Annotated in this window: 23 protein-coding genes and 1 pseudogene; 11 read left to right on the forward strand and 13 right to left on the reverse strand. The window is 66.2% G+C overall.

The genetic code is table 11. The features are described from left to right. Positions 1–65: 65 nt before the first annotated feature. The gene (locus tag ASG77_RS13820; RefSeq protein ID WP_082576043.1) at positions 66–2174 is read left to right on the forward strand and encodes a S1 family peptidase; all 2109 of its coding nucleotides are present in this window, start codon (positions 66–68) and stop codon (positions 2172–2174) included. Between the two features lie 63 nt (positions 2175–2237). On the opposite strand, the gene ASG77_RS13825 is transcribed toward ASG77_RS13820, so the two are convergent. Further along, complete coding sequence (locus ASG77_RS13825; protein ID WP_056346423.1) at positions 2238–2678, reverse strand: PaaI family thioesterase; 441 nt, start codon at positions 2676–2678, stop codon at positions 2238–2240. 132 nt (positions 2679–2810) lie between these two features. On the opposite strand from ASG77_RS13825, the gene paaZ reads away from it, so the two are divergent. Further along, the gene (gene paaZ / locus ASG77_RS13830) at positions 2811–4913 is read left to right on the forward strand and encodes a phenylacetic acid degradation bifunctional protein PaaZ (RefSeq protein WP_056346426.1); all 2103 of its coding nucleotides are present in this window, start codon (positions 2811–2813) and stop codon (positions 4911–4913) included. Between the two features lie 166 nt (positions 4914–5079). Further along, positions 5080–5487, forward strand: coding sequence for a VOC family protein (locus tag ASG77_RS13835; protein WP_056346429.1), 408 nt, complete (start codon positions 5080–5082; stop codon positions 5485–5487). 52 nt (positions 5488–5539) lie between these two features. Here the strand turns inward: ASG77_RS13835 and ASG77_RS13840 are convergent, their stop codons facing one another. From ASG77_RS13840 to ASG77_RS13850, 3 genes are all read right to left on the reverse strand, one after another. Continuing rightward, a complete protein-coding gene (locus ASG77_RS13840; protein ID WP_056346431.1) occupies positions 5540–6145 on the reverse strand; it encodes a TetR/AcrR family transcriptional regulator in 606 nt (201 codons plus the stop codon). Between the two features lie 79 nt (positions 6146–6224). Continuing rightward, positions 6225–7589: a phenylacetate--CoA ligase PaaK gene (gene paaK / locus ASG77_RS13845; protein ID WP_056346433.1), complete on the reverse strand. Its 1365-nt coding sequence runs from the start codon at positions 7587–7589 to the stop codon at positions 6225–6227. A gap of 6 nt (positions 7590–7595) precedes the next feature. Then, positions 7596–8081 (reverse strand): hotdog fold thioesterase, encoded by a 486-nt coding sequence (locus ASG77_RS13850; protein WP_056346436.1) that lies wholly within the window; start codon positions 8079–8081, stop codon positions 7596–7598. Positions 8082–8246: 165 nt separating this feature from the next. On the opposite strand from ASG77_RS13850, the gene pta reads away from it, so the two are divergent. Then, positions 8247–10364, forward strand: coding sequence for a phosphate acetyltransferase (pta, locus tag ASG77_RS13855; RefSeq protein WP_056346438.1), 2118 nt, complete (start codon positions 8247–8249; stop codon positions 10362–10364). Between the two features lie 43 nt (positions 10365–10407). Here the strand turns inward: pta and ASG77_RS13860 are convergent, their stop codons facing one another. The 3 genes from ASG77_RS13860 to ASG77_RS13870 all read right to left on the reverse strand — a co-directional run bounded on the left by ASG77_RS13860 (position 10408) and on the right by ASG77_RS13870 (position 12105). Then, positions 10408–10668 carry a hypothetical protein gene (locus tag ASG77_RS13860; RefSeq protein ID WP_056346440.1) on the reverse strand — a complete coding sequence of 87 codons (261 nt, stop codon included), beginning with the start codon at positions 10666–10668 and terminating at the stop codon, positions 10408–10410. A gap of 112 nt (positions 10669–10780) precedes the next feature. Continuing rightward, on the reverse strand, positions 10781–10903 hold the full coding sequence (gene ykgO / locus ASG77_RS13865; protein WP_011693081.1) for a type B 50S ribosomal protein L36: 123 nt from the start codon (positions 10901–10903) through the stop codon (positions 10781–10783). Positions 10904–10989: 86 nt separating this feature from the next. After that, the gene (locus tag ASG77_RS13870; protein ID WP_056346544.1) at positions 10990–12105 is read right to left on the reverse strand and encodes a GTP-binding protein; all 1116 of its coding nucleotides are present in this window, start codon (positions 12103–12105) and stop codon (positions 10990–10992) included. 149 nt (positions 12106–12254) lie between these two features. Here ASG77_RS13870 and ASG77_RS13875 point away from each other — a divergent pair, with 149 nt between their 5' ends. From ASG77_RS13875 to ASG77_RS13885, 3 genes are all read left to right on the forward strand, one after another. Beyond that, positions 12255–13421, forward strand: a complete 1167-nt coding sequence (locus ASG77_RS13875; RefSeq protein ID WP_056346443.1) for an acetate kinase — start codon at positions 12255–12257, stop codon at positions 13419–13421. Between the two features lie 67 nt (positions 13422–13488). Continuing rightward, entirely contained in the window at positions 13489–14046 is a 558-nt protein-coding gene (locus ASG77_RS13880; protein ID WP_056346445.1) for a GNAT family N-acetyltransferase, read from the forward strand. A 201-nt stretch (positions 14047–14247) separates the two neighbouring features. Then, positions 14248–14715, forward strand: a complete 468-nt coding sequence (locus tag ASG77_RS13885; protein WP_056346448.1) for an SRPBCC family protein — start codon at positions 14248–14250, stop codon at positions 14713–14715. Positions 14716–14843: 128 nt separating this feature from the next. On the opposite strand, the gene ASG77_RS13890 is transcribed toward ASG77_RS13885, so the two are convergent. Beyond that, positions 14844–17084 carry a S9 family peptidase gene (locus tag ASG77_RS13890; protein ID WP_056346450.1) on the reverse strand — a complete coding sequence of 747 codons (2241 nt, stop codon included), beginning with the start codon at positions 17082–17084 and terminating at the stop codon, positions 14844–14846. A gap of 531 nt (positions 17085–17615) precedes the next feature. Between ASG77_RS13890 and ASG77_RS13895 the strand changes: the two genes are divergently transcribed. Next, positions 17616–18029: a hypothetical protein gene (locus ASG77_RS13895; protein WP_235564544.1), complete on the forward strand. Its 414-nt coding sequence runs from the start codon at positions 17616–17618 to the stop codon at positions 18027–18029. Positions 18030–18174: 145 nt separating this feature from the next. Continuing rightward, positions 18175–18372 carry a hypothetical protein gene (locus ASG77_RS21415; RefSeq protein WP_082576045.1) on the forward strand — a complete coding sequence of 66 codons (198 nt, stop codon included), beginning with the start codon at positions 18175–18177 and terminating at the stop codon, positions 18370–18372. Between the two features lie 83 nt (positions 18373–18455). On the opposite strand, the gene ASG77_RS13900 is transcribed toward ASG77_RS21415, so the two are convergent. Then, on the reverse strand, positions 18456–19562 hold the full coding sequence (locus ASG77_RS13900; RefSeq protein WP_056346547.1) for an LCP family protein: 1107 nt from the start codon (positions 19560–19562) through the stop codon (positions 18456–18458). A 151-nt stretch (positions 19563–19713) separates the two neighbouring features. Here ASG77_RS13900 and ASG77_RS13905 point away from each other — a divergent pair, with 151 nt between their 5' ends. After that, positions 19714–20115 (forward strand): hypothetical protein, encoded by a 402-nt coding sequence (locus ASG77_RS13905; protein WP_156380325.1) that lies wholly within the window; start codon positions 19714–19716, stop codon positions 20113–20115. A 21-nt stretch (positions 20116–20136) separates the two neighbouring features. Here ASG77_RS13905 and ASG77_RS13910 read toward each other — a convergent pair whose 3' ends face one another. Further along, entirely contained in the window at positions 20137–20778 is a 642-nt protein-coding gene (locus ASG77_RS13910) for an arsenate reductase/protein-tyrosine-phosphatase family protein (RefSeq protein ID WP_056346456.1), read from the reverse strand. Positions 20779–20980: 202 nt separating this feature from the next. Between ASG77_RS13910 and ASG77_RS13915 the strand changes: the two genes are divergently transcribed. Further along, the gene (locus tag ASG77_RS13915) at positions 20981–21679 is read left to right on the forward strand and encodes a hypothetical protein (RefSeq protein ID WP_056346458.1); all 699 of its coding nucleotides are present in this window, start codon (positions 20981–20983) and stop codon (positions 21677–21679) included. Between the two features lie 129 nt (positions 21680–21808). Here the strand turns inward: ASG77_RS13915 and ASG77_RS21420 are convergent. The 3 genes and pseudogenes from ASG77_RS21420 to ASG77_RS13925 all read right to left on the reverse strand — a co-directional run. Beyond that, a pseudogene (locus ASG77_RS21420) lies at positions 21809–21952 on the reverse strand (DUF305 domain-containing protein); the annotation flags it as partial. Between the two features lie 34 nt (positions 21953–21986). Continuing rightward, positions 21987–22346, reverse strand: coding sequence for an ArsR/SmtB family transcription factor (locus ASG77_RS13920; RefSeq protein ID WP_056346459.1), 360 nt, complete (start codon positions 22344–22346; stop codon positions 21987–21989). A gap of 4 nt (positions 22347–22350) precedes the next feature. Then, positions 22351–23580 (reverse strand): MFS transporter, encoded by a 1230-nt coding sequence (locus ASG77_RS13925; RefSeq protein ID WP_056346461.1) that lies wholly within the window; start codon positions 23578–23580, stop codon positions 22351–22353. Between the last annotated feature and the right edge of the window lie 10 nt (positions 23581–23590).

A 23590-nucleotide genomic window follows, 5' to 3' on the forward strand; every position in this document is an offset into this window, starting at 1 on the left:
CGCGGTGGCGGGAGTCGCCGCGTACATGGCACGGCGGAGCAATACAGATGAATAGAACGAAAGCGATGGCACACAGTTTGAAATGCGTATTTGCGGCAGCAGCGGCTGCCGGAGTGGCACTTTCCGTGGGGCTCGGGGCCGTGCCGGCCTGGGCTGTTGAGCAGCCGGCCGTTGAGCCGTTGCCGGCCGCTTCGCCGCCCGCTCCGTCGCCGGCCCCTTCCTCGGCGGACGCTGCGGAACGCCCGACGGCGGGAGGTTCCGGAGGCGGTGACGCGCAGCCCAGCGACGCCCACCCCGGCGACGCCGGCCTTCGGGAAGCTGCCCTCCGCGATCTTGGCCTGACCCCCGAAGAGTTCGCGGCTGCGGGCCAGCTGGGCAAGCAGGCCGCGGACGTTGTGGCGGCCCTGCAGGATATCTCCGGCTACCTCGGAACACGGATCCACGATGGCCGCATTTTGGTTGCCGGCACCGGGGCCGAGCTCAAGGCCGAGATTGCCCGGCTCAGCGCGACCATCCCGGCCGTGACCCTTGACGCTCCACCTGCCGCGCCGCCGTCGGACGCTCCGACTGAGGACACTGACGCGCCGGCCGCGACGGGCACCCAGGCGACCGGCACTCCGGCGACCGGCACCGAACTGGCCCGGAGCACCCAGGAGCTGTACCAGGCGTACCTCCGCGACGTGGGCGCGGCTGGGTTGCAGGCCGTGGCGTTCACTGGCAGCAAGTTCGTAGTCCGCACGGGCGGCATCAACGGGTCCGAGGCCACGGTGCCTGATGCGGCCGACGACGCCGGAAATTCGAGCCTCACCGGCCCCAGCCTCACCAGCCCAAACTCGGACGGCAAGATCTCGCCCGCCGAGTTTGTGGCCCGCTACGCCAACGTGCAGCTCGACGCCGGGGCGCCGCTCGCGCCGCAGGCCGACCTTTCCGGTGGCCAGGGCTACTTCACCGACATCGGAGAAATCTGCTCCGCTGGCTTTTCAGTTTTTGACCCGGCAGGCCTGCCGGGCGTCCTCACCGCCGGACATTGCACTGATGACGGCGCCGCGGCAACGGCCACCGTGGAATTTCCGCAATGGAACCGTAGCGACCTGTTGGGGACCTTCGGGTTCAGCCAGTTCGGCGGACCCGGAAACACCTCGGTCCTGCGCCCCGGCAACGATGATGACCCCGGCAACGTCGGCACGGACATCGCCGTTATTGGTCAGCTTCGCGCCGACCTCGATCCACTGCCCGCCGCCAGCACATGGAACGATCCCTCGCAGGCCGGCAGGGACGTCAAGATCATCGGAACGGCCGCCCCGGTGATCGGCATGCCGGTCTGTCGCTCCGGCCGAACCTCAGCGTGGTCCTGCGGATCCATCGACGAGGTGGGGATCTATGTGGCAGGCGGGCTCAACTATGCGACGGATCCGACAGACCTGCGGGCCTTCAACGGTTTCCTGTCCTTCGATGTCCAGTCCAGCGGCGGCGATTCCGGCGGGCCCTGGGTCAGCGGCAACTACGCGGTGGGCACCCACTCGGCAGGAGAAGAGGCACCCAAACCAAACGAAGCGCCGCCGGTAAACTTCGCCGTGGCCGCCACGCTGCAGGACTCATTGACGGTACTTCCCGGCTACCAGCTGGAACTCTTCCTCAACAAGCCGACGGTGACGTCGCCCGCGGCGGGGGCAACGTTCGACGCCGGCCAGACCGTTACCGGCATGGTGGCCGCGGCTCCGGCGTCGGCTGTCGCGGCGGGTTCGAAGGTCAGGATCACCGTGAGTGGGCAGGGGCCTCTTGAGGTTCCCGTGGATGCTGGCGGTGCGTGGTCCTTTACTGCCCCCGCGGTGGCCGGCCCGCTGCGTTTCACGGCCGAAACGGTCAACGGATTCAGCACATCCGGAGCCGTGGCCTTCGACTTCGCCCCGGTCAGCCAGCCCTCCCAGCCAGCCCCGCAATCTCAGCCCCCGGCCGAGGTGCCGGCCACGAACGGTGCGCTGCCCCCAAAACGTGACAGCGCCGCCGTCGTACGTCCGCTGGGTGACAGCCGGGCCGCTGACCTGGCCAACACCGGCGCCTCCGGGCTGATTCTGTTCGCCGGTCTGGCGGCTGGGGCGCTAGCCGTCGGCGGTGTGTTCCTGGTGTTGGCGAAGCGGCGGCGGATTCGGCAGCGCCCCACCCCAACTGACTAGCATTTGACGTCGTCAAACCCGTGAATGACGACGCTAAATGCGACCTACTTGGGGGTGGGAGGGCTACTTCTTCTTCATCAGCAGGTTGGTGATGCGCAGGGTGCAGAGGCGCTGGCCGGCGTCGTTGGTGATCAGGACCTCGTGCGTGGTCAGGGTGCCGCCGAGGTGGATGGGCGTGGCGGTGATGGTGATCTGACCCTCGCGCGCGGAGCGGTGGTGCGTCGCGGAGACGTCCACTCCCACGGCAGTTTTCCCCAACGTGCTGGCGTGGATGACCGCCGCCCAGGAGCCCACAGCTTCGCCCACCGCCAGCGACGCGCCGCCGTGCAGCAACCCGAACGACTGCCTGTTGCCCTCCACAGGCATCGTCGCCACCACGCGCTCGACCGACTCCTCCAGGATTTTCACGCCCATCTTCTCGTCGAGCTCGCCGAGGACGATCTTCCACGGCGTGGCGCCCGGGGTGGTGTCCGGCGCAGCGGCGTCGGGGGATAGGGCGGTCATGGGTCTCCTTTTGCGAGGCTGAACTTCCAGTGTGCGGCACGGCACAGTCATGTACTGTAGACATATTACCGAACGGACGGTCAGTAAAGCCCTGGCCGCGTTTTGTCCCCGCCTTGGAAGGACCCGTCAACGATGACCACCACTGCAGAAACCACAGTCGACACCGTCCAGACCGTTCCCAGTTTTGTGCAGGATTCCTGGTGGACTCCCGACGCCGGTTCGGCAGCATCCGCCGTCCCCGTCCGGGATGCGAGCACCGGCGAAGTCCTGGCCAAGGTGAGCACCGACGGCCTGGATCTTGCCGCCGTCGTGGATTACGGCCGCACCACGGGACAAACGGAACTGGGCAAGCTGACCTTCCACCAGCGCGCGCTCAAGCTCAAGGAGCTGGCACAGTACCTGAACGCCCGGCGCGAGCACTTCTACACGTTTTCGGCCCAGACCGGTGCCACCAAGATCGACTCGATGATCGACATCGACGGCGGCATCGGCGTCCTATTCACGTTCGGCTCCAAGGGCCGGCGCGAGCTGCCCAATTCGCAGGTGGTGGTGGACGGTCCCATGGAGGTGCTGTCCAAGGACGGCTCGTTCGTGGCCGAGCACATCTACACGCGCATCCCCGGCGTCGCCGTGCAGATCAACGCGTTCAACTTCCCGGTCTGGGGCATGCTGGAGAAACTCGCGCCCGCCTTCATCGCCGGGGTCCCCACCATCGTCAAGCCGGCCACCCCCACCGGGTATGTGGCCGCGGCCGTGGTGAAGGCGATCATCGAATCCAACATCCTGCCGAAGGGCTCGCTGCAGCTGATTTCCGGCTCCGTCCGCGGCCTCCTGGACCTGCTGGACTACCGCGACCTGGTGGCCTTCACCGGCTCCGCGTCCACCGCGCTGTCCCTGAAATCACACCCCAACGTGGTGCAGGGCGGCGTCCGGTTCACGTCCGAAACGGACTCACTCAACGCCGCCATCCTGGGACCGGACGCGGTGGAGGGCACGCCGGAATTCGACGCGTTCATCAAGTCAGTGGTCACCGAAATGACTGTCAAGGCGGGCCAGAAGTGCACGTCCATCCGCCGCGCCATCGTCCCGCAGGAGCTGGTGCCGGCGGTGATCGCCGCTGTCGGCAGGCGCGTGGATGAGCGTGTGGTGCTGGGGGATCCCCGCGCCGACGGCGTCACGATGGGCGCTTTGGCGTCGCTCGAGCAGCTCACCGACGTCCGCGCCGCGGTGCAGTCAATGCTCGACGCCGGCGGTGAGCTCGCGTACGGAACGCTGGATTCGCCGTCGGTCACCTCTGCCGGCGGCGCCACGGGCGTAGTGGATGCTGGCGCCTTTATGTCGCCGGTGGTGCTGAGCTGGGCTGACGCGGAGACTGACGCGATCCACTCGCTGGAGGCGTTCGGCCCGGTGGCCTCCGTGATCGGATATAAGGACCTGCCCGACGCCGTCCGCCTCGCCGCCCGGGGCGGCGGCTCCCTGGTGGCGTCGGTGTGCACCAACGATCCGGCCGTAGCCCGCGAACTCGTCACCGGGATCGCCGCCCACCACGGCCGTGTCCTGATGCTCAACCGCGAAGACGCCCGCAGCTCCACCGGCCACGGTTCGCCGGTGCCGCACCTGGTCCACGGCGGGCCAGGCCGCGCCGGCGGCGGCGAGGAGCTGGGCGGCATCCGCTCGGTCATGCACCACATGCAGCGCACCGCCATCCAGGGCTCGCCCAACATGCTCACCGCCGTCACCGGCCTCTGGCATACAGGGGCGCACCGGAACTTCACGCTGGAGTCCGAGGGGATGCACCCGTTCCGGAAGTCGCTTGCTTCGTTGCGGATCGGCGACGCCGTCCGGTCCGACCTGCGTCAAGTGTCCCTGGCGGACATCACCGCGTTCGCCAACTCCACCGGCGACACCTTCTATGCCCACACCAACCAGGAAGCGGCCGAAGCCAACCCGTTCTTCCCGGGCATCGTGGCGCACGGGTACCTGCTGCTGAGCTGGGCCGCCGGGCTGTTTGTGGAACCGGCGCCGGGCCCGGTCCTGGCCAACTACGGCCTGGAGAACCTCCGTTTCATCACGCCTGTGGCTGCCGGGGATTCCATCCGGGTCACCCTGACGGCCAAGAAGATCACGCCGCGCGAAACCGACGAGTACGGCGAGGTGGCCTGGGACGCGCTCCTGACCAACCAGAACGACGAGATCGTGGCCACCTACGACGTCCTCACCCTCGTCGAAAAGTAGCCCCACCCCGGACGCTCTCTCACTTAATGTACGGTTTCCGGCGACGCTCTCTCACTTTCTTGAGGAAAGTGAGAGAGCGTCGGGGGTTTTCCCGCATTATGTGAGAGAGCGTTTGGATCTTTCCGGGTTGCTGCGGCGTAAAATTTCCTCCGTAGGAGGTGGCGAAATGAACCTAGCCCTGAACACAGCCACAACCATCCTGCCTGTCGATGACGCAGCGCGCGCCCGCAGTTTCTACACCGAAAAACTGGGCCTCCCGCACCGCGGAATGACAGACAATGGAAGCGAATTACTCGGTAGCGACGGCGGCCCGATGCTGCAGTTGTTGCCGGTCTCGGACGGGAAGCACTCCGAGCACACAGCCCTCAGCTTCGAGGTGCGTGACATTGAGCGGATCGTGCAGGACATGGAGGCCAAGGGCGTCCGGTTCCAGGATTACGACCTGCCCAACCTGAAGACCGAGAACCACATCTGCACCACGGACTCGGAGAAGTGCGCCTGGTTCATGGACACGGAGCACAACATCCTCTGCGTTCACGAGACGTTGGGCATGCAGGCCGAATACCAGCTCTGACCGCCACGGCGAGTCGCACAACACGGTCGCGCTCAGCAGGCCGCAGCATTCCCTAGTGCTGCGCGTGGAGCCCGTCGAACGCGATGGTGATGACGTCGTCGGCCAGTTTTTCCGGCGTGAGGGAGCCGCCCGGTTTGTACCATTCCACGATTGAGTTGATGGTGCCGAACAGCAGTCGCGTGACGGTGCGCGGATCGATGTCCTGGCGCAGCGAGCCTTCGTCGCGGGCTGCGGAAATCAGGGCGGCCACCTCGTGATCAAACGCGCGACGGCGTTCCAGGGCGTCGCGCTCAATGTCAGTGTTGCCCCGCAACCGTAGGAGCAGCGTGACAAACGGCAGCCGCTCCACCAGGACGGCCACGGTCTGACGCAGGACAAATTCCAGCCGTGCGTCCGCCGCGCCGCTTTGCGCCCCGGGTTGTTCGAGGATTGATTCCAGGCCACCTAGCGCATGGTCCAGGGCGAGCTTCAGGAGGTCGCCCTTGGACGGCACGTGGTGGTAGATGGCCGATTTCGAGATGCCCAGGTTCTCGGCCAGGATACCCATGGACGTGGCGTCATAGCCGTGCCGGTTGAAGACGTCGACGGCGATGAGCAGCACCGACTGCTGGTCGTAACCGGGACGGCCGCGCTTGCTGGGGACTGCTGTAGTGGGCATACCGGCTATTTTCCCACGAACGTTCGGTAATCCCTGTAGCGGCGCAGCCCAACACGTTCGCGCACGACGCTACTGGGCCCTACGCCTTGGGACGGAGGTCGTAGATCCGGCGCAGCTTGCCGTTTGACCGCTCCAGTGAACCCGGTTCCACCACGTCAACGGCGCACGAAGAACCCACGTGGATCTTGATCTGCTCCTGCAGGGTGCGTGCCGCCGTCGTACTCTGCTCAACTGTCACCGCGTCCCGGCGCTCGATCTTGACGGTCAGCTGGTCCATCCGCTGGCCCTCGGGGCGGGTGAGTTCGAGCTGGAAGTGGGGGCTGAGTTCGGGGATGCGCAGCGCGATTTCCTCGATCTGGGACGGGAAAAGGTTCACGCCGCGGAGGATGATCATGTCGTCGCTGCGGCCGGTGATGCGGCCCATCCTGCGGTGTGCGGGGCGGGCGGTGCCGGGCAGGAGGCGGGTGAGGTCCTTGGTGCGGTAGCGGATGATCGGCAGGGCTTCCTTGGTGAGCGAGGTGAAAACGAGTTCGCCGTGTTCGCCGTCGCGCAGGACGTTTTCCTTGCCTACTACGGGGTTGAAGGCGTCGATGATTTCGGGGCGGAAATGGTCCTCCCAGATGTGGCTGCCGTCCTGGGTTTCCACGGCCTCGCCGGCGACGCCCGGGCCCATCACTTCGGACAGGCCGTAGATGTCGCAGGCCTTGATGTTCATGGTGACTTCGAGTTCGTGCCGCATCTCCTGCGTCCACGGTTCGGCGCCCAGAACTGCGTACTTAAGCGAGGTCGATGTCGGGTCGATGCCCATGTGGGCCATGGCGTCGGCGATGGTGAGCAGGTACGTGGGCGTGGCCAGGATGGCGTCCGGCTGGAAGTCCTGGATGAGCTGGATCTGGCGTTCAGTCTGCCCGCCGGACATCGGGATGACGGTGCAGCCCAGTGCTTCAGCGCCGGCGTGCGCGCCCAAACCGCCCGTAAACAGGCCGTAACCGTAGGCGTTGTGGACCTTCATTCCGGGCCGGACGCCTGACGCGCGGAGGCAGCGCGCCACCAGTTTGGCCCAGTCGGCCAGGTCCTGTTTGGTGTACCCGACGACGGTGGGCCGGCCTGTGGTGCCCGAACTTGCGTGCACGCGGGCTACTTCGCTCTGCGGCACGGCGAACATGCCGAACGGGTATTCGGCGCGGAGGTCATCCTTGGTGGTGAAGGGGAAGTTGCCGAGGTCGCTCAGTTCGCGGAGGTCCGCGGGGTGGATGCCGGCGTCGTCGAACTTGCGCTTGTACAGCGGCACGCGGTCGTAGGCGTAGGCCACCGTGTGCTGCAGGCGGGTGAGCTGCAGGGCTTCAAGTTCGTCGCGGGAGATGGTTTCCTCGCGGTCCAGGATGGGATCTGTGCCCTGGGACGTGGACTGCGGCATGGGGGTTTCGGGGGCGTGGAGGGTCATGGTTTCCTACTTCTTGGGAATGGTGCGGCTGCGTCCGCGGAACTCGGCGATGAGTTCCCCCGGGTTGCCGGAGCTGGGAATCGAATCGGGCTGGGCACCGTGCTGCGTATCGGCGTCGGCCGCGAAAATCTGGATGTCGTACAGCCCGCTGCGCCCTGAGCTGGACCGGCGGTCCGCGACGGCGGTGATCACCTGGCCGCGGTAGGCCGGCTTGAGGAAGTTGATGTCGACGCCGGCGGCAACTGTGATGCTGTCGGCCTCTTCCGGGGTGGGATTGACCGGATTGCAGGCAAGGGCGAACGCGGAATCGGCGAAGGCGAAGATCATTCCGCCGTGGGCCATACCGAACCCGTTGAGCATTTCCTGCCGGAGTGTCATTCGGATGGTGGCGTGCCCGTCGCTGACGGCGAGGACTTCGATGCCCATCCATTCGGAGGCGTAGTCGTTTTCCAGGATGGGGTGGGTGGCCCCGGAGAGTGCTGCTTCAGCCATGCGTCATTGCCTCCAGCTTTATATACCGAATGTTCATTAGGTAATCCCATATGCAGGTCCGGTGTCAAGGGCAGACCGGTCTTTGGGTACCCCTGATCGGTGGGACCCCCGGCACGGAAGTGCAAGGATGGAGGGACCGGCACCACGCACAGCAAAGGGCGGACCATGGCCAAAGGCATCTACGTCAGCGCGACCACCCCGGGGTCGGGCAAATCGCTCGTGGCCCTGGGCCTCGCGGACACGCTCCACCGGCACGCGGACCGGATCGGCTTCTTCAAGCCGGTGGTCCACGGCCCGGACGCCGCCAGCGACCCCATGGTGGCGCTGATGAAATCACGCTTCGCGCTCGACGACGACCGTTGCCGTGGCGGCCTGACGTCCACCGAAGTGCGTGCCCTACTGGCAGACGGAAAACGCGCCGACATCGATGCCCGCTGCGTGGAGATCTTCGCCGAGATTGCCAAGCATTGCGACGTGGTGATCGTGGAGGGGACGGACCTCACCGGCCAGGACGCCGCCGTCGAGTTTGACCTCAACGCCCGGCTGGCCAACAACCTGGCCGCGCCGGTGGTTGCCGTGGTGGGCGCAAAGGGGCTCAGCGTCGCGGAGGCCGCGGCCGCCGTCGAGGTTGCCCGCAAGGAGCTGGTGGCGGAAAAGTGCACGCTGCTGGCCATCATGGTTAACCGCGCGGACCCAAACCGGGTGGAGGAAATCGCGGCCGCCATCAAACCGGGCGCATCCAACCGGCCCGTGTATGTCCTGCCGGAGCTGGAGGAGATTGCCCGGCCCACCACCGGCGAGGTTGCTGCGGCGCTGGGTGTGCGGCAGATTGCCGGTCTTGCGGACATGGAACGCGACGTCCGGGACATCAAGGTGGCGGCCATGAATGTGGGCAACTTCCTGAACGTGCTGGACGAGGGTGCCCTGGTGATCGTTCCCGGCGACCGCGCGGACGTGATGGTGGCCTGCCTGGCGTCGTCGTTCTCGCCGGAATTCCCCGTGCCGTCGGCGCTGATCCTGACCGGTGGGCTGGCCCCGGACGCCAACATCTACCCGCTCCTGGCGCAGGCGCCGTTCCCGGTGTTTGCCGCCAGCCAGGACACCTACACCACGGCCAAACGGGTCTCCGAGGTCCGCAGCGAGATCTGGTCCGGGCACCGCCGCAAGGTGGCCTCCGCCCTGGGCCTGTGGTCTAAGCGGGTGGACGAGGCCGAACTTGTGGAACGTCTCCACCTGCCGCGCCCGGAACGGATGACCCCGCTGCGGTTCCTGCACGACCTGATCGAACGGGCCAGGGGCCAGCGCCGGCACGTGGTGCTGCCGGAGGGAACGGACGTCCGGATCCTGCAGGCCGCCGAAATCCTGCACCGCCGCGATGTCTGCGATCTCACCCTGCTGGGCCGGGACAGCGACGTCCGCGAGCTGGCCGCGGCCAACGGCATCGACCTCGCCGGGATCAACATCGTGGACCCGGCCACCTCGGAACTGCGGCAGGGGTTCGCGGAGAAGTACGCCGAACTTCGCGCGCACAAGGGCGTGGACCTGCCCAAGGCGCTGGAGATCATGCAGGACGGCAGCTACTTCGGCACCATGATGGTCCAGCTGGGCGTGGTGGACGGCATGGTGTCCGGCGCCGCGCACACCACCGCGCACACCATCCGCCCGGCGCTGGAGTTCGTCAAAACGCGCGACGGCGTGAAGATCGTGTCCTCCGTGTTCCTGATGCTGATGCCGGACCGGGTGCTGGTCTACGGCGACTGCGCCGTGAACCCCGATCCCAACGTGGAGCAGCTCGCGGACATCGCCCTCGCCTCGGCCGAAACCGCGGTGCAGTTCGGGGTGAAGCCGCGCGTGGCCATGCTGTCCTACTCCACCGGCGGCTCGGGCTCCGGCGAGGCCGTGGACGAAGTCCGGCAGGCCACCGAACTGGTGCGTCAACGCCGCCCGGATCTCGCCGTCGAAGGCCCCATCCAGTACGATGCCGCCGTGGACGCCTCCATCGCGGCCTCCAAAATGCCCGATTCGTCGGTGGCAGGGCAGGCGACGGTGTTCATCTTCCCGGACCTGAACACCGGCAATAACACGTACAAGGCGGTGCAGCAGAGCTCCGGGGCGGTCGCCGTCGGGCCCGTTCTGCAGGGCCTGCGCAAGCCGGTCAACGACCTCTCCCGCGGCTGCACCGTGGAGGACATCGTGAACACCGTTGCCATCACGGCCATCCAGGCGCAAGACAGCAACGCGGGGTCACTTAAAGCCCCTTCCGGAGGGAATTTTGGGCTTTAAGTGACCCCGCGTTGGTGTCAGGATCCATCTCGCGGAGGTGGGCCTAGCTGTTTTCCGGCTTGGCCACGCTGTCCGGGTCCTCCTGCTGGGCCGGCTCATCGGAGAGTCCCTCAGGAGTGAGGTCCAGGTTTTGCGGATCCTCGGGCTGCTCCGGGGCCTCGCCCACTTCCTCGGCTTTGGGGCTTCCGGTGTCGTCCAGGGCAGGGTTGGCACCCTCGACGCCGGTGGGGTCCTTGGTGCCTGGCGTGTCAGATTCTGCGGCCCCGGGTTCGGTGTTGTCGGGCTGAGTGGTGTCGTTCGGCATGGAAGTCCCTCTCTGCATAGTGCAACGTGTCCGCCGACTCTAGGCGCCTGCCGCGGCTGACGCAACGGGCCCCTGACGCAACGGCAGGCGCGGGGTGAGCCGGTCCGCAGCCTCAGCCCTGACGGGCCTTCATCCTCGGGTTCTTTTTGTTGATCACAAACGTGCGGCCCCGGCGTCGGACGATCTGGGCGCCGGGAATCTTCTTCAGGGCGCGGAGGGAATTTCTGACTTTCATGGGCTTGCTCCTTGTTGTTGGTGGCGGTTGGTGGGTGGCGTTTTGACCGCTGGCGCGGTGTGAAAGGGGGCCGGGGCCCGGGCCGTTCAGTTCGGGGCGGGGTCGAGCTGGAACGGATCGGTCAGCCCGGCGAACCCGGCCTCCATTTCCGCGTCGGTGAGTTCGCAGGCGGAGAGCAGCTGCCCAATTTCCGCCGTGTCCATGCCCTCTCCGGTCGCGGCCAGCACGCTTCCGCGGTCCCCGTGTTCCGGATGCCAGTCCAGGTGGGCGTCCACATGATTGAGTGGATCGGGCGCCGCACCCGCCTCCTGGTCTGCCAGCCACGGTCCGGTATTTTCGAGCCAGACACGCGGCCCGATGCCCTGGATGGCGATCCGGCACTGCGGTGCGGCGGCGATCCACAGGCGGCCCCGCAGCCAGCAGCACCCCTCCGCGAGGGACGCCAGGGCGTGCCGGAACCGCTCCGGGTGCAGCGGACGCTGGGCCCGGTGCGTGACAGTGGTGAACGGTGAGGTTGAGGACGACGCCGGGATCCGCACCGAACCGGGGACCGTCCGGCTCAGGGCGTCGTGGTAGTCGTGGCGGCCGGGGCGGATGAGGCCGGCGTTTTCAGCCACGTCAGCGTGCGGGGCCAGTTCCCGCACCAGTTGCACGCCGCGAACCCGCAGGGCGGGGTCGGCCGGAAACAGGTCCACCTCCGCCAGCAGGACGGTGTCATTGAACGACAGCTCGCCGATGAGGAATTCACCCGCCGTGCGCTGGTCCTCCGGGACCGGCGTGAATCCGGATTCAAACAGGGTGTGGTGGTCCCAAATGTGGTCCTCCAGGGTGTCAGGGGCGCAGGCAAGGACAGCGGAATCAATCGTCACCGGGCGGGAAAGGCCACGCCGCAGCGCCCCGATCGCGGCCTCCGCAGAGACCGCTGGCGGGAGCCCGATGATGGCCTGCGTCTCCCCGCGTTCCAGCAGCCGCTCGATGGTGGGCACCAGGTCCAGCCGCACGGTGCAGCTCAGGCAGCCGTGTTCCAGCTGCGTCTCGGCGCGCTCCACGAGCCCGGACTGGCTGGAGATCCTGCGGATGACCACGCCGTTCTCCAGCAGGTCGTGCAGGACAACCACGGCGCCGGGATTGGCCGCGGCCGCGTCCTGGCAGGCTTGTTGGCGGCACAGGGCGTCCAGGGAGCTGATCACAGTGAGATGCATGCCGATCACTCTAATGAGAATCATTATCATTTACAAGCCAGCGTACCCAGGAGGGCAACTTATAGAGTGGTTCCCAGGGAGCCCTGCGCCAGGCTCCGGCACCACCCCTCGTTAGCTGTGCCCGCGGTACCAAGGCTTCAGGAGGCCCCATGCTTGTGCTCGTCATCAACTCCGGTTCGTCCTCGCTCAAGTACCAGGTCCGTGACGTGGCCGCCGGCATAGTCCTGACCGAAGGGCTGATCGAGAAGATCGGCATGGGCAACGGCGGTGATGGCGACGGCGAAATCGAGGGCCCCCGGGACCATGCGGAAGCGCTGGAACTCGTAGATGCCGCGATCCATGCCGAGCTCGGGGACCTCGAGCTGGCAGCGGTGGGTCACCGCGTGGTGCACGGCGGCGAACGGTTCGCCGAGCCGGTGCTGATCGACAACGAGATCACCCGCGCCATCGAGCGCCTCAATCCGCTGGCGCCGCTGCACAACCCCGCCAGCGTCCTGGGCATCCGCGCCATCAGCAGGAAGTGGCCGGACCTGCCGCAGGTGGCCGTGTTCGACACCGCCTTCCACCGCACCTTGCCAGAGCACGCCTGGCGCTACGCCGTCCCGGACGAGCTCTACACCAACCATGGCATCCGCCGCTATGGCTTCCACGGCACCTCGCACGAGTACGTCACCCACCGCGCCGCCGCGCTGCTGGATCTGCCCGTGGACGAGTTCGACGGCGTGATCGCCCACCTGGGGAACGGCGCCTCCGTCACGGCCATCCGCCGCGGCCATTCGGTGGACACGTCCATGGGCTTCACCCCGCTGGAGGGCCTGGTGATGGGCACCCGCTCGGGCGACCTCGATCCCTCCATCCTGGTATTCCTGGGCCGGAACGGGTGGACGCCGGAGGACATTGACACCATGCTCAACCGCGAATCGGGGCTGAAGGGGCTCGCCGGGAACAACGACATGCGCTCGGTGGTGGAGGCGGCAGAGGCCGGCGATGCCAAGGCTTCGATGGCGCTCGCGGTCACGTCCTACCGGCTGGCAAAGTACATCGGCGGCTACCACGTGGCCGTCGGCGGAGCCAAGGCGCTCGTGTTCACGGCGGGGATCGGCGAAAACTCGCACCAGTTCCGCACACTCGTGACCGACAGGCTGCATGCGCTGGGCATAGAGCTCGACGCCGGCCTGAACAGTCAGCGGTCCAAGGAACCGCGCGTGATTTCCACGGCTGCGTCCGTCATCCCCGTTCTGGTGGTGCCCACCGACGAGGAGCGCGCCATCGCAGAGGCGACTGCCGCCGTCGTCCATTCATCGATTGCTCCGTAACGGCCCTTCCGGGCGCTCAAAACGGCGGTTACGGAGCAATCGATGGGGCATGGCGTAGCCTCAGTCCATGCCTGAGATCACTTTGCCCATCCGCAGTGAGCGTTTGGTCCTGCGGAGGTTCGAAGGTACGGACCTGGACGCCTTCCATGCCTACCATTCGCTGCCCGACACCGCCCGGTTCCTGCCAGGGGAGGCCAAGAGCTACACCAAGTGCATGGAGTCCGTGGGAAAGTACGCCAACTTCGTCTTCGAGCAGGAGGGTGACTGGATATGCCTGGCCGTCGAGCCGAAGGGATCGCCGGGGCTGCTGGGCGAAGTGGTGCTGAAGTGGCTTCCGGGCCGTGGGCAGGGCGAAATCGGATGGACCCTGGCGCCGGCAGCGCGGGGCAAGGGCTACGGGGCCGAGGCCGCGGATGCGGTGCTGAAGCTGGGGTTCGAGGAACTGGGGATGCACCGGATCGAGGCAAAGCTCGACGCCCTGAACACCGCCTCCGCTGCTCTATGCGAACGGCTGGGCATGCGGTTGGAGGCCCGGCTGGTGGACAAATGGCATTACAAAGGCCAGTGGGCCACCGAGCTGGGCTACGCGATCCTCGAGGACGAATGGCGCGCCCGGCGCCGGTGATCGACGCATTCGGTGATCGAGCCTGTCGAGATCCGATCGGTTGCTCCGTAACGGCCCTTTTGACCCCTGAAAACGGCGGTTAGGGAGCAACCGATGGGTTATCTCAGGCCATTGACTGCCTGCTGGGCCAAGGCCAAACTGGCGTTGTGCCTAGCTGCCGGCCATGCCGCGCTGGCAACAGGCGTGTCCAAGGAGAATCCGATGCCCACCGTGGAAGAAAACGTCTACATTGCCCGCCCGCCACAGGAAGTCTTCAATTTCCTGTCAAAGGGCGAAAACATTCCAGTCTGGGACTCCTCGGCGGTCCATGCCGAAACGGTCGGGACCGAGCCTGTTGCAGTCGGCACCCGGGTCAAGGGCGCCAGCAAGGTGGTGGGCAGGAAATTCGACTGGACTACGGAGGTCATCGAATTCCAGCCTCCAACCCGCTTTGTATCCCGCTCGGTGGAAGGAAAGCTGGAATTCACTGTCACCAATGTCCTGGAACCTGAAGGTGACGGGACCCGCCTGAATTTCCGGATCGATGCGGCATCTGGCCTGGGCGGCGTGTTCGGCAAACTGGCCGACCGGTTCGTGGAACAAGCCCAGGCCCGGACTGTCCGTGCCAACCTCGAGACACTGGCCGAACTGCTGGTCGAGCACCCCGAATATGGCAGGGATGACGGCTGAGCCGCGAGATCCGATCGGTTGCTCCCCACCGGCACCCTAGCCTCGCAAGCCCGGCCAGGGAACCCTGCCGGCGTGGGCCCACGGCCCTTTTGACGCTGAAAACGGCGGTTACGGAGCAACCGACGGGATTATTTGAGGCCAGCCCCCGGCAGCAGGTCCTTGGCGCCGAGGGAGTCGGCGATGAACGCATAGTCCCACGCCCTCTCGCGCCACTGGACGTAACGCCCGGACGCGCCGCCGTGGCCGCCGTCCATTTCGATCTTCATCACCACGGGCTCCGTGCCCGTGGTCTTGTTCCGCAGTTCCTGGACCCATTTGGCCGGCTCCACGTACAGGACGCGGGTGTCGTTGAAGGACGTCACCGCGGCCACCTTGGGGTAAGCCACTGAATGCACGTTCTCGTACGGTGAATAGGACTTCATGTAGGCGTACACCTCGGGGTCCGTGATGGGGTTGCCCCACTCCTCCCATTCCAGCGCGGACAGCGGAAGCTCCGGGTCCAGGATGGTGGTGAGGGCATCCACAAACGGCACCTGCGCCACCACCGCGGCGTACTTTTCCGGTGCCAGGTTGGCCACCGCGCCCATCAGCAGCCCGCCTGCCGAGCCGCCCAGCGCCGCAACCCGGGCCGGATCCACCCACCCGGAATTGGCCAGCCAGTCGGTGGCGTCCACAAAGTCGGTGAAGGTGTTCTTCTTGGCGAGCTTCTTGCCGTCCTCATACCAGTGCCGGCCCAGCTCGCCGCCGCCACGGATGTGCGCGATCACAAACACCACACCGCGGTCCAACAGCGACAGCCGGGCGATGCCGAAACCGGGGTCCATGCTCAGCTCGTAGGAGCCGTACCCGTAGACCAGGCCAGCCGCCGTCGAATCCTGTTTGACGTCCTTGTGCCGCAGCACAGACAGGGGGATCCGCGTGCCGTCCGCGGCGTTTGCCCATTCGCGGGTTGCCACGTAATCGCTGCCGTCGTAGCCGCCCAGCACCGGGCTTTCCTTGCGCAGCAGCAGTTCGCCGGCGGGCTGCGCCGCGGTGGGCAGCACAAAGTCGTAGACGCGCGACGGCGTGAAGTAGGACGTGTAGCCCAGCCGGATGACCGGTGCCTCGTAGTCCGAACCGCCGACGCCGGCCGTGTACAGCTCCTCGTCGAACGCCGGTTCCACCGGGGCTTCCTGTGTGGGCGTACCGAGGCCGGCCAGTCCCATCACCTGGACGCGTTCGATGGTGTCTTTGCGGACGGACACAATCAGGTGCGTGGAGGTGACGCCGGCACCGTTGACGCGGACGTCGTCGGAATGCTCGACGACGGTGCTCCAGTGCTGCTCGGCCAACGGCTTGGCGAGCTCGGCGGGGTCCGCCAGGGAGACCATGGAGTTGATGGCACCGCGGTTGTGGGTGAGCAGAATACGTTCTGATTTTTCGCCGTCAGGACCGGTGAGCAGGAACGGCTCGGCCTCGTAGAGGACGCGCTCGTCCCGCGAAATCACGGTGGTGAGGGCCGCCGTCGGGTCATCGAAACGCAGCAGGCGGGTCTCGCTGTACTCGGAGCAGCCGATGCCCAGCACGAGGTGGCGCCTGTCAGAGGAGAGCTCAAAGCCCAGCCACATGGCGACGTCGTCCTCCTGGTAAATCACCTCATCGTCGGAGACCGGCGTGCCCAGGACGTGGGACTTGACCTGGTAAGGGCGCCACGAATCGTCCACCACGGTGTAGAAAATGCGCGTGCCGTCGGGGGAGAAACTGACGCCGTAGAAGATGTTCTCGATGACGTCCGGGAGGAGTTCACCGGTGCGGAGGTCCTTGATGCGGAGGGTGAAACGTTCGTCGCCGGCATTGTCCACGGCGTAGGCGTAGAGGTTCCCGTCCACCGTGACGGCCGAGCCGCCCACCGAGAAGAACGGCTTGCCTTCGGCCTCGATGTTGCCGTCCAGCAGCATTTCCTCGCCGGGCATTTCGACGCCGGCCTCCACGGCGGGGGGAGTCCAGTCGGCCACGGGGTTGCCGGTGTCCTGGGCGCGGACGCGGCACTGGATGCCGTACTCCTTGCCTTCGACCGAGCGGCTGAAGTACCACCAGCCGTCCTTGCGGTTTGGGACAGACAGGTCTGTCTCCTGCGTGCGGCCCTTGATTTCCTGGAAGATGGCCTCGCGCAGCGGCTCCTGGTGGGCGGTGACGGCCTCCTGGTAGGCGTTCTCGGCCTTCAGGTGCTCAACCACCTCGGCGGATTCCTTCTCGCGCAGCCATTCGTAGTTGTCCACGAAAGTATCGCCATGGTGCGTCCGCTCGTGCGGGACCTTCTTGGCCACTGGGGGCGTGGGGGAGGAAGCGGCGGACGAAGTGGCGGAATCCTGCAGCGGAGTCTGGGTCATGCCTTCAATATATAGAGCCGGGCGGACAAAATGGCCGCCGTTCGCTACCGGGGTAGCGCCGCCAAACGCTCTCTCACTTTCGTTGCCTAAATGCCCAACGCTCTCTCAGTTCCCGCCGCACGGAGCGATCGCCAGTGAGAGAGCGTCGCTGGAAAGCCTGCATTAAGTGAGAGAGCGTTCGGACGGGCTGCTAAGTTACCGGCCGGAACCCCTTGAACCGACCTCCGCTGGGTGCTAAAACGGCATTACCGGGAGGATCCGGACGCGTTCTTTTTCATCTGCCTCTTAGGGCGGTTAGCCGTTTCGGCACGCCACAGCGCCAGATAGCGCATCGGCAGTCTGCGGGCGACCCTTCCGATACGGTGGCCCCCGGCATTGCCGGGGGTCACTTTTTGGCGCCCCCAGCTAATCCGGTGTGGCTAGCCTGGCCATGCCTTTGTGGGTTGCCACAGGACCCTGGACAGGGACCTTGACAGGGCGTCATTATCGCGGGCTAATTGGAAGCACTCTTAGTAATTTTTGGGGGCGATGATGCGAAACTTAATTCCGAAAGGCATCCTCCGGAAGGTGCTCCTGCCGCCCACATACGGCTTGCACCTGACACCCGGCGCAGAGTTCACGGTGCTCTCCGTCGAAGTCTGGAGCACGTGCCTTGTGGTCAACATCCATGTGGAATCCGCTGCCGGCAGAGCGGTCCCCGAAATTACTATCGAAGATCATTGGGGCACGCTCTACACCTTGCGGGATTCAGCCAGCATAGGCTCCCGGAACCTGCAGGTTTTCACTCCGTCCCTGCCGCCCGGCACCAGAAGCCTGACCATCAGGTCCACGGACGACGCCAACGCTCGCCTGGTGGTGAGCTTCGCCGTCCCGCTGATGCGGGAAGCCGGCGAAGCAGCCAAGGCGCCGGTTTCCCGCCCGGTCCGACTGCGCCGTCCGGCCTAGGAGCAGGCCAATCAAGAACGCACTCACTGCAGGGATTGAGAGAGGGTTCGGGAAATTTCTGCAGGATGTGAGAGAGCGTTGATGGCGGGCAGGCGTATCCTGATCACGCAAAGGCGTACCCGCCCAGCGTGAGAGGGGAAGTTCCATGACCATCCCGCCAGTGCACGAACCAGAGCCGTTCCCGCCGGAACCAGGCCCGGACCCCTTCAATCCGGAGCCCACCCATCCCGGCCACCCGGGACCGGACAGGCCCAGCCCCATCCCGACGCCGGAACCGCCAGGCCCGCTGCCCGTCCCGGATCCCGGGCCCGCACCGCTGCGCCCGGACCCCACCCGGAGTTAAGTCACCGATGAAACGGCCCCTGGCACAGCCGGGGGCCGTTTCACTTGGTGCCCGCTAGTACCCGGACCGTGTTGCCCGGCGCACTACCCGCCCGCGTACTCGGGCAGCCGGCCTTCGCGCATTGCCGCGGCCACCTGGGCGATCCCGCCATAGTCCGGGAACACCACCGACGCCCCACCTGGTGCCGTGCCCACCCCGGCTGTCGGCAGCGTGAGCGAAACAACGGCGTTGGGGTCGATGCCGCGCATGCCGTAGGCCAGGACCGCGACGCCCACAGGATCAAAGCCCTGGTCCACGGTGAGGTAGCCGGATGCGAAATTCACCAGCGCCCGCACCGCAGTCACATCGTGCAGGGCGCCGTCGCTGGTGAGCCGGGCGAGGATGGCGCGGAGGAACGTCTGCTGGTTCCTGACCCGCTGGAAGTCGCCGTCGACGAAGGCGTAGCGCTCGCGGACGAATTCCAGCGCCGCCTGGCCGTCGAGGTGGTTCACCCCCGGTGTGAAGACGTGCTGGGTTTCGTGGGTGGACTGGAACGGCACGGTGACGTTCACGTCGATTCCGCCCAGCCCGTCGGTGAGCGTCCTGAAACCGTGGAAGTCCAGCATGACGGTGTGGTCGATGTGGGTCCCCATCAGGGACTCCACCGTGCGGGTCGCGAGCGGTATGCCGCCCACCTGCAGGCTGTCGTTGATCTTGGCGTAGCCGTAGTCGGGGATGCTTACGTACAGGTCGCGCATGAGAGACACCACATGCACGCTGTGGCGGTCGGCCGGGATGTGGACCAGCATGAGCGTGTCGGCGCGGTGGTCCTGCGATTCGCCCGTGGCTGCGGTGTGGGCTGCCTGCTCCCGGGCGTTCGCGCGGCTGTCACTGCCGATCACCAGGATGTTCATCGGTGCCGCCGGGAGTTCCGCGATGGGTTCGGGCGGCGGGGGTGGGGCAGGTGCCGGTGGCGGTGGCAGTGTCGTCTCCGAAGGAGTCGGGGTGGCGGTGTCAGTGGTGGTGGGCACCGGGGCCGCAACTTCCGCGGCAGGCTTGGTGAACAGCAGGGCGGACACGGCGACGACCGCAACCAGTACCAGCGACAGCACCGCAGCGATCATTCGGCGCCGTTTCAGCGCGGCAGGCGCAGCAGGCTCGGGGCCGGAATTGCCGGGGCCGATCGGATCAGGACCGCTTGGGTTGCTCACCATGACTTAGTGTCCGCCCTCGGACCCGGTTCCGGCTACAACGCGGGGCGTGTCGTTTCCATGCTGTAACGTACGACGGCGGCTCGCCGGGTTCACTGGAAAGCCCCGCAGTGCGGGGCGGACTAGGCTCTTGGTCAGGAACGGGATATCTGTGGGGGATCTGATGGAAAATACGAAGCCGGTTCTGCTTGTCACCAGCCGGGCGGCCTGGGAGAAGCGGTACGAGCGTTACAAGCGAATGGGCAAGCGGCTGAATACGGTCCAGGGGCTGCTCTTCATCCCATTCCTGGCCAGCCTGCTGTTTCTGGCAGGTGTGCTCTTCCCCCTGGTTGCAGGGGACATTGCGTTTGGCCACCCGGGCTACTACTGGTACCGCGCGGCAAGCGACACGGCATTGCTGATCGGCGCCATATCCTTCGTGCTCTACGCCGGGAACGGCTTTCTTCACCGGCATTTGGTACGCAGGGCTCATCTTGCCCTGGGGCTGAAGGCAGACGGCACGTTCGTGGAAGTGCGTGAAGTTACTCCCGAGGCCGCGCCTGCCCCTCGCTAACGCCGGCTTGCCCGGGAGCGTTTAGGCGGGAGTGTTCAGGCGCGCGTGCCGCAGAATGGAAACGATGGCCGGGGCCAGTTCGTCCTCCATCTGGTGGTAGATCTCGGGGCTGCGCCGGTAGGGGTCGATGATGTCGTTTTCGGAAGAATCCGCGGGCAGTGACAGGTGCCGGACGGACGCGGCGCGCGCGGGCAGCCCCCGCCAGAAGGCGGTGTTGGCACTGAGTGGACTGCCGCCGTCGTCCGCTACCGGAACGTTTGCGGCGCTGTCCGCACGTTCGTCCAGGACGTCGAGCATCCGGGCGAATTCGCGGATGGTGAAGGTGCGCTTAAGCAGGGAGGCGTCCAGCTGGAGCACTTCGCCGCGGTGGCCGGAGGTCATGGTGAGCACCAGGTCCACACCGCGCAGGATCTTGCTGGTCAGCTGCCGCGAGACGAAACCGTCCGGGTTCCCGCCAAAAGTTCGCACAATGTCGCCGGACAGCGGCTGCATCGGATCGCCCACCATGGCCCGCGTTCCGGCGCTGGTGACCTCAAATCCGCACGGCATCACCTGGTCCAGCCCGGCCTGCAACAGCCTTTCGGCCACGGGAGAACGGCAGATGTTGCCGGTGCAGACCGTCAGGATCCTCACGGGTGCGGGGGCAGATGCGGGGGATTCCACGGAACTTCTCTTTCCAGCCGATGCGCCGGACCCGGTGCGGCCCGTCGTACCTTTCAACTTAACACGCGCAGGTGCCGCTGCCGCCGAGCACCGGATGCCGCCGTCGTGCTTTTTCGGGTGACGACCCATCCGTGAAGGCGTGGTGGTACGAATCACACTCGACCACCGGGATTCCCCGTGGGCGCTGACCAAGGAGTGAATCGTGAAACGGAATACAAAGTTGGTTTTTGGTGGTGCCGGTGTGGCACTGCTGGCGGCTGCGTCGCTGGGTGCCCTACCGGTGATGGCTCAGGGCCCAAAGTCGGAGGAGAAGACAGTCACGCTGAGGGCCAACCTCACGGAGCTTAATGGCTCCGGGGCTTCGGGCACAGCCACCGCTGTTGTCCGCAACCAGAAGATCCAGCACATCGAGGTCCACGCCACCGGGTTGACGCCCGATGCCCCGCACGCCCAGCACATCCATTACGGCGAGCAGGCCCTGAACGAATGCCCCACGCTGGCGCTGGACAGCAACGGTGACGGACGGCTGAATACTGTCGAGGGTGTTCCGGCCTACGGCCCTGTTGTGGTCTCGCTCAACACCACCGGCGACACCACACCGGCCAGTTTCCTGGACGTTTCCCGGTTCCCCGTCTCCCATGACGGCAGCTATGACTACAGCCGGGACAACATCGAATTCACGGATGTGGCCGGGACCGGCTACCCCGGTGCCGGCGGGCTCGGTACCGCCAAGCAGATCGCTGACGCCATCCGCGACGGCGAGGGCGTGCTGGTGATTCATGGGCAGGACTACGACGCCAACGGAACCTACAACTTCAGCGATCCGGAAGGCGCCAGCGAGCTTGACCCGAACCTGCCGGCAGAGGCCACCGACCCTGCCGCCTGCGGCCTCCTGCACTAAGGGAGCACTTCCCCGCCCTTAGGGCCCAGCAATGCTGAAACCCCAGTGCCGTGCTTGGCTTGAAGGCGGAAATGAACGGCAACAGGTAGGGCCGGTCCGCGTAGTGCGGGCCGGCCCCACCTGCTGCTCCTAAAGGGTGGCCAGCAGGCCCTTCATCTCCTGGATTTCGGTTTCCTGGGCGGTCGCAATGCCTTTGGCCAGCTGGACCGCTTCAGGGTTCTTGCCGGCGGTGCTTTCGGTCTTGGCCATCACGACGGCTCCCTCGTGGTGGGCGGGCGGCCGCGCGCTCGCCCTACCGCCAGAACGGTCAGCCGTGGCTGGGCTCCCCGGTGACGGTGTGGTCGGCGTGGTTCAGGCCTTCCAGGACAAGCCGGGCCAGGTGGCCGTCCGCGATGCTGTAGACCACCCTGCGGCTGACCTTCTGCGTGCTGACGAGGCCGCTGAAGCGGAGTTTGGCCAGATGCTGGCTGACTGAGGTCCGGGAGGCTCCGGTGCGTTCCACCAGGGTGGTGACGTCCGCCGGTTCCTGGGTTAGGAGCCAGAGAACGTGCAGGCGGGTGGGATCGGAGAGCATCCGGAAGGTGGCCGTCGCGGCATCCAGCCGGCGGGCATCGGGGAGCCCGGGGTGGTGAAGGCTCGGTGTGTTGACGCCCTGGGCTTCTTGCACCGGATCACCCTTTCCTGATGGCCGGTTCTGAGCCGGTTCTGGACGCAGCAGGCCAGAATTTCAGGGCCGCTGCTGTACTGATCATAGCCACCACAGCCAGGACTGCTGCGGCCGCGGGCTGGCCAGCGGACGCGCCGATCCAGCCAGCTACAGGGTAAGTGATGATGAAGCACGCGTGGGAGAGGGAGAACTGGGCGGTGAAGATGTAAGTCCGGGTGCTTTCCGATGCGGAGCGGCGCAGCAGCCGGGCCGACGGCGTGCTGATCATCGAGGTCCCGGCCCCCAGGGCAACCCAGAGACCCAGCAGGATGGGCCACGGCCCGGCAGTGGCCAGCAGCACAAACGTTCCGGCCAGTCCAAGGCCAAGAAGCGCGGCTCCGGACATCATCAACGAACGGTCCGCGATTCGGTCCAGCGCCCTGGGTGCGCTGAGGGCAGCAGCCATCGAGCCGGCGCCGTAACAGGCCAGGGCGACGGCGACGTCGGCGTTGGAACCTGCGAACAGGTCCCGGGCATAGACCACAGTGTTGACCAGCACCAGGGCTGTAGCGGCCGCCACGGCCAGATTCAACGCGAGGAGGCCGCGAAGTTCCGGCGTCTTCGCAAAGATCCGTGCACCGAGCGTGGTCCGCCGCCAGAGTGATCCTTCCTGACGGGCTGCCGGTGCTGCAGGCAGGCTGGTGGTCACCACCAATGCAGCAGAGAACATAAAGCCTGCCACGGTGCCGAGGAAAAGTTCGTGGAATGTGAGTACGGACAGGAGTACCGCGGCCAGGGCCGGACTGATCAGGGATTCCAGGTCATAGGCGAGCCGGGAGAGCGACAAGGCCCGCGTGTACTGCCGTTCATCGGGGAGCACCACCGGGATCAGGGACTGGAAGGCCGGCGTGAACGTAGCCGAGGCACTCTGCAGGACAAAGACCAGCACATAGATTTGCCAGGCCTGATCCACCGCGGGCAGTATCAAGGCGATTCCTCCACGGACCAGGTCCGCAGCCACCAGGACCGGCTTTTTCGGCAGCTTTTCCACCAGCGCCACCATGACTGGCGCGACGAAGACGTAGGCCAGCATTTTTATGGTCAGCGCTGTCCCGAGCACGGCCCCGGCCTGCGCTCCTGCAAGGTCGAACGCCAGCAGCCCGAGGGCCACCGTCAGTAAACCCGTGCCCAGCAACGCAACAATCTGGGCTGAGAAGAGCTTCCGGTAGGCGCGGACGGCCAGAACTTCGATCATGAGGATCCCT

Source organism: Arthrobacter sp. Soil762 (assembly GCF_001428335.1).
GTDB lineage: Bacteria > Actinomycetota > Actinomycetes > Actinomycetales > Micrococcaceae > Arthrobacter.